The organism is Arthrobacter parietis, assembly GCF_039530425.1.
Classification (GTDB): domain Bacteria; phylum Actinomycetota; class Actinomycetes; order Actinomycetales; family Micrococcaceae; genus Arthrobacter_D; species Arthrobacter_D parietis.
Genome location: NZ_BAAAON010000003.1, coordinates 311227 through 322730 on the forward strand (window position 1 = coordinate 311227; position 11504 = coordinate 322730).

Consider the following 11504-nt stretch of genomic DNA (forward strand, 5'->3'; position numbering starts at 1 on the left):
ACCTGTAAAGACTACCGGACCCTCAGACCATCAGGGATTCATCACGTGACGGTGGCTACTGGCGTCCGAGGTGTCATATTCGACAGCGATATCTGAATAATAGAAGTCCACTGCTGACTTGTTCTCGTGGCGCACAGCGTTGCGAACTTCAGGGATCTGCATATCGAGCACAAACATTGAGTTGTCGATCTGGCTAATAGCTTCGATGCGATAGAAGCTCTCGCCATATTTCTCCGCGAAGTCCGCCAGCGCACGTAGCTTGGTCACAGCATCCTCAAGATGATGTCCATGAGGGTCAACTATGGACGCCTTGACTTGATTCTCAACCTGGTGGAAGAAAATGAAGTCCGGGTGCATCGACCGCCAGTTGCCTTTCCCGTCACGGTACGCAATGCCGAGCGAGTCGACAGCGGCACGCGACGGATTGCGGTACCAACCGATTGCATTCGCACGAGCAAGCTCGGTATTGACCACGTCGCGTTCCCATGTGTTGAGGGAACTGAGGGGGAACTGTCCTTCTTCATCTGACATGAGGTGCAAGCTCGCCAATGGCGCGGCGCTGACCTGCTCATTGTCGTCGACTATTTGGTAATCCTCCATGCGGGAGCGCGGCCGACCGAGAACCCCCCGTTGCGGATCGGTGGACATCGCGCGGATGTCCTCGTATTCCTGCTGGCGGTCGTCCGGCAGTCCCTTCAGATCCACGCGGCTCTCGGCAAACCAGCGATCAACGATCTCGGTGGCTTCTTGATCTACCTTTTCGCGGACTTCCTTGACCGTTGCAAGTGCCGACGCCTTCACGAAGGCGTCGCGCAGTCCATCATCTTCCGCGTCGTCGTTGTCTGGGCCAGCCAGATAGTTGACGTAGGACTGCGCAATGTCGGCGCCAAAGGCTTTTTTCGCATCTTCGAAGGCAGAACGTATCGCCCGGTCGTCAGCACGCTCAGCAAACTCGCGATAGCTGAGCTTGGACGCGCCGACCTTTCCGGAAATTTCCTGAACGATTACGCTCCATACCTGCTCCACCGCTTCACCGAGTAGCTGGGAATACCGTGCGGCATATCCGTCGAGGATGGCATGCATCTCGCTCTCAGCGTCACGAAGCGCGTCTGGCCTTAGCCCGTCCATGGCGAGGGCTTGCGCTAGGGCTACTAGTCGCTTCACCGGCCGTGCGCCACGCTTGGGAAGGGTCTCAGTCGGTAACTCGTCCCAAGCGGCCCAGACAGCTTCCGAAATCGTCGGATTGGCCAGCAATTCCCGGCCGTCGAGCAGGATTTTCTTCCCTGCTGTGCCGGGCATTTCTTCTAGCTGTCCAGTGAGGTATTTGACGACTTGCCCGGCGGTGGTTCGGTCGAAGAACGGCAGGATGCAATCAACTGAGTTGAGCCGCTCATCGCCGGGCACTCGACGCGCAAGGGGGCTGCGCACCATGCGCCCGAGCAACTGCGTGATGTGGGTATTATCCTTGGCGGGGCGGAATGACACCATCACCTCAGCGCGCGGGCAATCCCAACCCGTCGAGATCGCATCCTTGGCAATGAGCACCCGAACCTTGTCATTTTCTTCAACGTGTTGAGGCTCGATCCAGTCGACATCCCAGGCGCCGAACCGTTGAGTTGTGTGATCACCAAACACATGCCGGACGTTATAGCCGTTGAGCTGAGGGTACTCGTCGGCGATCGTATCAAGCGCGCGTCCAATGTCATCGCTTTCCGGCTTGTTAGGCGTTTGCAATACCAATAGAGGCTTAACGACCTCGAGAGCACCTTGGGACTGGCCGTACTTGGCCCACCGCTCGCTGGACTGCACGAGCTTTTTTGCAGACAGTCGGACGAGAGTCGTGTCGAAGTTCCCGGTTTCATTTGGGATGTTCAACGCGACAATGTCTTTGACCAGACCGGATTCCTGAACCCTGGAAGGATCGACGATGACAGAAGGGTACGCACGGCGATCTTTGCTCGCGTCGGCCGCCTTCATCGCCTCTTGAAAACGTTCAATCGTTGCGGAAATGCCCCAAACGATTGGGACCGCCGGGTAGCCAGCGTGCCCGTTGACCAGCTTGCGAACGATCGTCGGCTTGTCTCCGGTGACTCTAGTGTTGAAGCCGCGATGAGCTTCATCGAGCACAAGATAGAGCGTGAGATTGTCGTCCGCTATGGTGTTCGCGATCGTCTCCCAAATCGTCCACCCCTGCATATCGGGCGTGGCAACGTCAGCCAGACCTGAAAGCTGCTCTTCGGTGTTTTCGTCGTGGCCGCGCGTGAGGAGAGAGTTCTTCGTCAGCTTACCGGTGTTGAGGAAGTAAACCTTGCCCGGGTCTAGACGCGGTTTGGCGAACGGGGGCTGAATGGCCACGAGATCAGCTGACGAGAACTTCTCGGATGCGTCCATAAGACGCATCCGCGTTTGATCATTGAGGTTTGGGTCATCCGAGAACCAGATAACGACGGCGCCGGGATCCGGGTCGAAGTCGAAGCGCTCGCTCCCGTAGAAGAGTGCTTCAATCGCAGCCGCGGCCATTACTGTCTTACCTGCGCCGGTGGCTGCGGTAAGCGAAAACGATGACTCACGCCCGTCACGTTCATACTCCGTCTTGGCACGTTCGAGGTTGGCGAGCACATCCGCGACGGCATCGTCCTGGTAGTCCTTGAGTGTGAACTTCACTGTGAGTTCCTTCCCGTCTCAATCTCGAAGTTGCGCAAGTAGGCCTCATAGAGGCGTACCGGCTCGACGTGCTCAGGCAACTCCCGCACCACCGACTCGAACAGCCGATCCTCATCGGTCACGATGTAGACGAGGCTTACTCCCTCGTTCGAGACGACTTCTTTAAGAAACCCCTCCGTTTGGTTCAAATCGGCAATGACGCCATAAGTGTCGGCAACATCCCATCCAGCCGCAATGTCTTCAATTCGCCGGCCGCCCGATCCGGCACGAATCCAAAGGAGAGGGGCAATTTTAGCGAACTCCCGGTGGGAGGAGACGCGAAGTGCAGACTCGTAGGTGAGTGTGAAGAACTCGGCATTTTCCTCGAATCCATCGCTCATTGGGAACTCGTCGGTGACCTTGTATTCACCATCAATAGGATTGCCTTCCGGAGTACTTCCGCTGATGGCTGCTCGGATTCGTGCCTTAGTTATAAAGTCGCAAATTCCAAGCTCTTCCCACTCATTGTCTCCTGGTCGAAGTCCCTTCTTGCGTAAGTTGTGCTGCTCATCAGCGGAGACCTCATTGTTCGTCACGCTAATGCACTGGCGCCTACCGGCATCCTGTCGATTCAGCCGCATGACGGCGTGAGCAGTAGTGCCCGAGCCTGCAAAGAAATCCAAAACGACCGCGTTCGGCTTGTCACTCACGAAGAAGCGCAAGGCGTCCTCGACCGCGTAAAGGGACTTCGGGAAGGGGAACTTGCGGTGCGGCATAAGGGCTCGGATGATATTTGATCCGCCCGCTCCCGCATTGTGCGACTCCACATTCCACACCGTAGCGGGGCTAAAAGATGAAGCCCCAGTTTGCTCAGACCATTCAACTACTAGCGCGCCGTTCGTGTCCTTCCCCCTAACGATTAGTTGACCGGACTCAATCCTGCTTAGTTCTGCCTCTCGAAGATAGTTGATTGCCCATGCCGTCTTGCTGCGGTTCGCCGCGCCCAGTCTCGCGGTCCCTTCAGCGATCCGCTTGCGCAGAGCGAGATGCCCAATCTGCCAACGTCCCTCCGAACCATCCGCCCTGATAGGCCAGACAGGAATTAACCCAGGTTCAGAGGGCAATACTTGGTCTCGCGGTTCACTCAAAGAAATCGGATCCCCAACAGAGTGAATTTTCTGGGACTCCGGTATTACCCAGACGGGATAAAAGAGGTTAGGGCGATCCGTTCGCAGAGAATTAGTACCTGCGCGCTGCAAAGACCTCCAGATTGTTCCGGCCTTTTTATCCTCACGCTTTGTGTCTAGCATGTTGTGGAGCCATTTGGACGGCCCCGCTTCGCCGACCATTACAATGAAGACGTACTCGTCTACTCGCACCAAGTTTCGTCCACGTGCCACTCCGCTTGGATTGATCACACTCGTCACCATCTGAATTCGTGCCTCAGAAAAGGTCTGTTCGAGAAGCATCCCGAGTCGTAGATACTCCTTCTCGTCGATCGTCACAATGAGGACCGAGTCATTAGGGTTCAACAATTCCTTCGCGAGTAGGAGCCTACGTTCCATAAACGCCAACCACTTCGAGTGACGATAGAGGTCATCACCCTCAACATAGTCGTTACTATACTTCCAGTCCTTGGCGCCTGTGTTATAGGGCGGGTCAATGTAGATGCAGTCGACTTTGCCACGGTGTGTGAAGAGCAGCGTCTGGAGCGCGTGAAAATTTTCAGCGTTGATTACGGTATGGAACGGTTTATCTCCGCCACGTTTCACCTTGCCGGTTGATACAAGACCGGGATAGATTGGATCACGAAATTCAGCGACAACGATTAGATCGTCTACTGCGACGTCTTGGGCAACCTCGCCATCGAGTGCCCCGAGAACTGCAGTAGCGGGATCACTCGTCCGGTTGATAGACAGAACGCGCCAGAGCCGGCGGTTCTCTGCGATTGAATGCTCTCCGCGTCGCGGCAGCACTCTGACCTTGTCACCCTTTCGGACCTTGCGGCCGGGCAGTTCAACAGCCTCGGGCACGTGACGCTCAAAGTTCAAGCCAAAGGCGCGACGGTCGGCGAGGGCATCTACCTCGCGTTTCAGGTCAGCAGCAAGCGAGGCGTCGCTCGTGCTCAAGCGTCTGAGTAAGTCATTGAGCCGGGACATCGGATTCCTTCATGTTTTCGTTTGTGATGGCAATAGTTCTGTCAGCGTGCCGGGTCGTTGGCGGATCGGACTAGATGATGATGATTCACCGAGTCACCACGCACCGCTCGCGAACGGAGCGCTAACCGTCGTCGGACACATCGATCCGACCGCGGGCAAAAGTTGCGAGAATTCGCTGATGTGTTTGTCGAGGCAATTGCCGATTGCCAGGTTCCCCGAGAGGTGTTCCAGGCCGTGCCGGTGCTTCAGATAGCAGCTCATCGAGACCGGGGCGCGCAACCATAAGGATTCCATGGGTTGCACGGGTGCAAGTAACGGCCAACCGGCCGAACGAAGAGTTGAAGGCATCCAGCTCAGTAGCTCCATTGAGGGGATGAATGGCGATTGTGATGCCGTTTGTCTGACCTTGATAGGAGTCAACTGTAGAACTCACAATGTCCCGATCAGTGAGTCCGTGCTTCTCTTGTAGCCGCGCGACGACTTCCGCCGCGTCGTCGACGGCTTGGTTGCGCGTTGCAAGGATAGCGACCAGCGGGTCCTGATCATCCTGGCCTGGCGTAGAGGTCTTAGTTTCGCCGGTGGGTGCGCCGTCGTCGTCGTATTCAGCTGCCTGGAGACTCGCTCCCGCCAAAAAGAACTCGTCAAGCAGGGCCTCCACGAACTCCATCAATGGGAGATCGATGTCGGCGGCTTCGGGGTCCGGCAACCCATCTACCTCGAGCATCGTTGGCACGCCAGTACCGACTTGTTGCCAGATCGCCGTTACCGGACCGCTCATCGTCCCTAGATTCACGGTTCGGTCCCCTTCAGCAGCAACGCAGTCAAGGGAGGCCCATTCTGGATAGAAAGCACGCCAGAGCGCGAGGTGACCGGCGGCGGGACGCCAAACCGTAGGAAGCTCTCTAGTCCAGGTTCGCGCGTCATCGGCATAGTCCGTCGGCCATGCACGGTAAGGGTTGTACCCGGGATCCCCACTCCACGGATTCTGACCAATTTCAAGTGGCGGCAGCTGCCCGACATCTCCTACTCCCACCCATTTCGGGGCCAGTTTGACAACCTTGTCGAACAAGTGGTGCGGAATCTGCCACGCTTCATCCACGAACATCACGTCAAATGGCCCGGATCCTGCGTGGGCGTCGCCGAGGTGACCACGCAATCTGGCCAGCTCGCTGGGTGCCCCCAGGCGGCTGCAAGTGCCGATAACAATTCTGGCGTCAGCCGGAATCTGCGAGGTTGACGTTACTACTGTGGCCGCGTCGTGCACTTCTTGGGGTACGTCTCCCCACTGTTTAGCCGAGACGAGAAGACATACGTGATCTTGTCCCAACTCCCTCCCAATCGAAAGTGCCAGTGGCCGGACCTGCTTGTTGGTGAACGCTACAACAGCCGTCCGCCAGCAGGCAGGGTGCGAATGAGCTTCGGCCACAAGCCGCTTCAACGCGTAAGACTTGCCCGCACCTGCCGCTGCTTTGAGCAGGATGCGCTCCATCGGTGAAGCGCCAGAAAGCATGTCAGAAAGTTCATGGCTCGCTTCATCTGCGATCGCAGCGTTGAGCACAGCCGCTTGGGCATGGTACACGTTCCCCTCCGCCGGGAATTCCGGTGGAGCGAAATATTCGATTGCTTCACTCAATGTCATCGATTGTCAGTTCTTCTGGGACCTCTTCACCGGCTTCTATGTATGGATTACCCACGGGGGAGCCAGATGGAGAAACCTCAAATGCGTCTCCGTCCCTTACCGGCGGCCAAACCTCCGGATTGAGCATGCCACGAGCACGTCGGTCCGCAAGTTCATCCGACCACTCTGCCTCCCGGCTTTCATGAGGTCGACAACACCATTGATGCAGCTCCGGGTTCTCCTCATATGAGCTGAAGTCACAATCCTCCCTTGGCGCCGACAATCTATCGGTTTGCGGTTTAGCGACATTCAGGTACCGGTTAGCTCTTAACTCCGGGAACCACCCAAGATCGGCAACGACCAGCAGGTCACCTTCGGCGAGTTCTGGGACCGCTTTGGGTTCCCAAATGAAATGGGTCTTGGGGGCGTGCTCCGCTACACCTGCCATTTCTAGCGGTCCAATGCTCAGTCCATCAATTTTGAAAGCGCCCTTGGGCGAGACGTCCACTGATACTGATTCCGCCTCAACACATGGCTCACCGTTCCGTGCCAGCATCACGACCCTTGATCCATCCCCGACCCGACGAGAGTCGACATCCAGCACGAGTGGGAGAGTTGAGATGACTGTGGCAAACGCGACTTGACGCGTTCCCGGTGAGGTCGCAAGTCCATGTGCCGCGTGTGGATTTGAGAAGGCCAGGAGTTGTGTACTGCAGAGGCCGTCATCCTCGATCATCGGAACATGGGAATTCCGCCAGAATCGATAAGTGCGCCCGAACCTGACCAGATCGGACGCGCGCAGCGACAGGCGACGCCGCCACACCTCTTGGGCGTCACTTTCCACCACTCGATAGGCGTCTCGAAGCCGTGACGCGGGAAGGCCCTCAATCACGTCGAGTGCGCGATCGAGCACCGAGGACTTGTAGGACAATTCCTCGACAACCAAGGCCTCGTAGGTTGGCGGGTCTGTCGAACGTGCTGGGGTAGAGCGACCCCTTCCGCCACTCAGCGCCTCGTGGATCGCGTCCGACTGGCGGTTAGTCAGACGAGCACCTGGGGTATGAACGCAGTTTTCAATCTCGTCAGCGAAGGTTCGGTGTTCCAACGGATTATCACCCGCGGCCTCAGTCCAACCGACGAGGTAGTCTAGACGACCTGCATTGGCCTCCGGACCACCAGCAACGAAGTGTCTTGCAACGACGGAACGAACGTCGATAATTGGGCAGCGAAGAGTAAATGCCCGTGCCCGGTCTTCCTCTAGCAGGAACGACACAGCGGTCCGGTCCACTTCACTCAGCGCTGCGGGCGTAATGGCCGGTTCGCCGTCGAACGTGAGTGCTGCCCGACCCATCTCCGTATCTCGTTCCCAACGTAATCTGCTCAGCTCGACACCCGCGAGGTTGTCCGCGATCGAAACGAGAAGATCAGCTGTGACTTTGTCCGGGACAACCACGTGTATCGCTCCAGGGGAACCGACGCTGCTTGTGCGCTGATCCCGCATAGCGGAAGACAACGCTCTGCCAAGCACACGCATCACCTTGCGACGTGTGTCCGAAGCCTGCGGGTCGTCATAAACGTGGGTTTCCCATTCACCTCGACCATCTGAGGCGATGCGTTGTATAGCAATACCATGCACACCAAGCGCCGCAGCGTCCGACTTGGCGATGACAACGTTGACCGTACCTGGGCGGCCCACCTGATCGACTCGCAGTTGGCCGGTCGTCTGTGCCGTCCCTTGCCGCGTCGCCGCGATGTTGGCGGCAACGCTCGCGGGAACGCCTACCGCCTCATTAGAACCGTCGACTAACACCAACGCTCTTGCTCGAAGGTCCCGACTGATTCCTAACTCAACGAGCAGATCGCCGGGGTCTGTGGAGGATCGAAGCTCGGACCGGCAGAAAGAGAATAATGTGCAAGTTGTGCACGAACTTGGATCAAACGTCGCTATCAGATGAGATACGAACTCGGACAGGGGCTTCGATTCGTCGTAGTCGGCCTCGACTGCTTCCACGCGGCGTTCTTCGATGCGAAGCCGCACCTCTTCTCGGTGGTCGTGCAGGTTTTCGACCACCGCTTCCGGCTGGAGGAAAGAATTCCTGGGCACTGCCAGCACCCCATGGGTATGGACGTCCATGCCTCGCGGTAGCAAGGACCAGGAACTGCAAGATTCCGCACCAACCGCGACTTGAAGAAATCCCTTCAACATTCGGGAGTCATCAATACGCGAGCGAAGTCGTTCGTAATCCTTCGCATCACCAACAACCAGCCAAGAGCCCGTCCGGTCGCTTCCTCTCTTTGGCGCGACGACTGAGAAGTCGGGCTTAATTTCGGTCGCGCGGGAATTCTCGAAACCGAGAAATGGTACAGCCATGCCGTAGATGAGCGTGGTGGCGCCGGTGCGGATCGCGCGCTCGTGCGATTCGGCCAAGAGCGTGGCGGTCATGCTGGCATTGACGTGTGCATTTACCGTCACGACCTCGCTCGGCCGCTCGAGCTCCAGGTATCCGAGCGCTTTGGTGGCTATTTTGCTGGCGAACGATTCATGACGTACCAACCGCTCGAACGTCATTGCACGCATCCACCGGGCTTGGGGAATACCTCCGGCCGCGTCTTCGAAGCCCAGCGCCTTGGCGAGATTTCGCCGGGTGATTCCTGTTATGAGCGAATCTGTGCCGCGGAATCGTGCACACGCGGCGTGGCTGGAAGATGCGACAGCACCAGAAGCACCGCCAACTGACGTCGTCGTCGCCATAAATCCCCCTTACTTCACTCACAAGGCTATCGTCTCGTCAGTTTCGTTGCGGTCAGAAACCAAAATGTTTCCGAAGCTCCGGTCCATTCACGAAAGGGGGCGGCGATGTGACCAAGCAGCTCATTTTTTCGGCGTGGAACGCCGCTCCTTCGAAGATCACAACACTACTTTCTTACGATGCGGAGCGTCAGATGCTTAGGGGTTCGGAGCTGCATGGCGAGAACACCGCAGAAGCCCGCAAACGGTTCCGTGGCGGCCTGCGTTACAGGCTTCGCGACGGCGAGCCGATGGCCATGTCTACCCTCGCACCACTCGCCATCTCGGGCGACCCGCTCACTGCTGCCCGGAAGGCCGGCACGCAGGTATCTGAAACAACGGTCCTGAACTAGGTTGACGCGGCGGGTTGGAAGTCGGGCGAATGGGATCGGCTCGAGGACGAGGGCAATCGCCTCGGCGCCTGGGCCGCTTACTTTTCGATTCCGGGCGTCCTTCCTCAGAGCTGGCGTGGAGACGGTTAGATCCAGGCGCTGGACGACTTCACCCAACAGCAGGGCAAGTCGACCGAAGATGTGGATGACGCTGAGGAAAGTGCATCCTCCGGACGCCGGGCTCTATATACGGCACATCGATCCCGTGCTTGAGGCAGCATCCGACGCAGCCCGCCGGCTGGGACGAACAATTGGCAGACCTCGCGGTTACATCCCCCACTAACTGCGTCTACCGGGCGCTCAAGCGCGTTCTGCCCGCCGACTTCGACGACGCTGACTGTGGAAGGCCTCTGTTTTCGCCGCCACCGGCTTGCGCGGGTTATTCAACCGGCTGGGCGTCTCGATGTTGCTCGATGCGCTTTCTCTGGCTGGAGACTACTGGCAGAAGGTCCTCCGATACTGCGCCGCCGGCAAACCTGCAGGCCGTCCTCGACGAGTACGTCTTCCAGCTTCGGAGCCAGCAAGTGCCCGGTCCGATCAGCGTCGACCAGCCGCGGGCTGTCGCTGAAGCCCTCACAAATGTTGGCCAACTATCCCGACAAATCTCATGATGATCTGCGGATGAGTGACCGCTTCGCCATGCGATACAGCAGCACAAAAAGCGACGACGGCGACAACAACCGCATGCCGGACGTCCGCCGTGCCTTCAATAGCCCGTTCTGGCCGTTCGTCCTGGCATCCACCTCCGTCGGTCAGGAAGGCATCGACTTCCACTGGTGGGCGCACTCGGTTATCCACTGGGATGTGCCGGGGAACCCGGTCGACTATGAGCAGCGAGAGGAGCGGGTGCATCGGTATCTCGGGCACGCCGTGCGGAAGAATGTCGCAGAGGCACATGGTGCGGCTGTTCTGCGGCGTGGCGTGTTGAATCCGCGGGAAGCGCTGTTCGAGGCTGCGGCGGCGCATGTTGCCGATCAGCCCGCAGACCAAGCTAACGAGTTCGCCCCCCATTGGATCCATAGGGCCAGCACAAAATTCAGCGGCGACTGCTGGATCATCCTCTGAGCCGGCATGTGCCGCGCACCAACCAGATGCTTTCGGGACTGGCGAAGTATCGGCTGACGCTAGGCCAGGCGCGGCAGGATGACCTGCTTGGGCTGATGAAGGACGGAATGAACGTTCGCGCGCTCGATCTGCGACCTTAGGCTTCTATGCGATATATTTACGGTCTTCGTTCACTTGCCCGTCCGAGGAATCTATGCTCATCCAAAGCGTCGTTCTACCGAGGGACACTCACACACTCGACGGGGTCGTCCACCTGACACGCCGATCTTCGGTGTGGATCCTTACTGCGCGGCGAAACGCCTGGCACTCCGTGTTAACGAACTACTACCAAAGCAATGAGGCGATTTTCACTTCGCCCGCGTCGGCGCGCCTATATGCGGAAGATCGACGAAAACGTGGAACCTTCTTCGAAATTGAGGAGCTACCGGCTCTGGTCTTCGACATGGAGAAGTTCAGTCTCGTGGTGGTTCATCTCAATGAGACTCCGCCGTTTAGGAGGTGGGCTTGGCCGACTTCGTTCGGTCAGTCGATTCTGAAGGGGATCGACGTTCTGAGGGCCTTCAGCAGCCGCTACTATCGCCAATTCCCTTCCGGTTGGGCGAGGGAGGAGGGAGACCCTGCTGTGATCACCGGTTTAGTCGATTTTCGAATGCTCGCAACCGCTTCTGGACAGCACGACTACTGGTTGGAACGATCATCCGTGGAATCTGACGGGTGGATGACCTTCCATCGGGTCCGGTCGCGCCGCATAACCATCACCCATTTGGAAAGAATCACCGAAGAGTTGAATGCAGCGCTGCAGGAGCGTTCTCACGGAGACAGACCTACTCCTTGAGACA

7 protein-coding genes are annotated in these 11504 nt (G+C 57.9%); 3 read left to right on the forward strand and 4 right to left on the reverse strand.

Going from position 1 to position 11504, the window contains the following annotated elements; genetic code table 11:
* Positions 1 to 30: 30 nt before the first annotated feature.
* The 4 genes from ABFX19_RS13615 to ABFX19_RS13630 form a co-directional block, all read right to left on the reverse strand.
* Entirely contained in the window at positions 31 to 2664 is a 2634-nt protein-coding gene (locus ABFX19_RS13615) for a DEAD/DEAH box helicase (protein WP_346028594.1), read from the reverse strand.
* Positions 2661 to 4802 (reverse strand): site-specific DNA-methyltransferase, encoded by a 2142-nt coding sequence (locus ABFX19_RS13620; protein ID WP_346028595.1) that lies wholly within the window; start codon positions 4800 to 4802, stop codon positions 2661 to 2663. Before ABFX19_RS13620 ends, ABFX19_RS13615 begins: the two co-directional genes overlap by 4 nt.
* Before the next feature lie 121 nt (positions 4803 to 4923).
* Entirely contained in the window at positions 4924 to 6441 is a 1518-nt protein-coding gene (locus ABFX19_RS13625; protein WP_346028596.1) for a DEAD/DEAH box helicase family protein, read from the reverse strand.
* Positions 6428 to 8989, reverse strand: a complete 2562-nt coding sequence (locus tag ABFX19_RS13630) for a hypothetical protein (protein WP_346028597.1) — start codon at positions 8987 to 8989, stop codon at positions 6428 to 6430. The genes ABFX19_RS13625 and ABFX19_RS13630 overlap by 14 nt, the downstream gene beginning before the upstream one ends.
* A 290-nt stretch (positions 8990 to 9279) precedes the next feature.
* On the opposite strand from ABFX19_RS13630, the gene ABFX19_RS13635 reads away from it, so the two are divergent.
* The 3 genes from ABFX19_RS13635 to ABFX19_RS13645 all read left to right on the forward strand — a co-directional run bounded on the left by ABFX19_RS13635 (position 9280) and on the right by ABFX19_RS13645 (position 11500).
* Positions 9280 to 9561, forward strand: a complete 282-nt coding sequence (locus ABFX19_RS13635; RefSeq protein WP_346028598.1) for a hypothetical protein — start codon at positions 9280 to 9282, stop codon at positions 9559 to 9561.
* 660 nt (positions 9562 to 10221) lie between these two features.
* The gene (locus ABFX19_RS13640; protein ID WP_346028599.1) at positions 10222 to 10665 is read left to right on the forward strand and encodes a helicase-related protein; all 444 of its coding nucleotides are present in this window, start codon (positions 10222 to 10224) and stop codon (positions 10663 to 10665) included.
* 310 nt (positions 10666 to 10975) lie between these two features.
* A complete protein-coding gene (locus ABFX19_RS13645; RefSeq protein WP_346028600.1) occupies positions 10976 to 11500 on the forward strand; it encodes a hypothetical protein in 525 nt (174 codons plus the stop codon).
* The last annotated feature ends 4 nt before the right edge of the window (positions 11501 to 11504 follow it).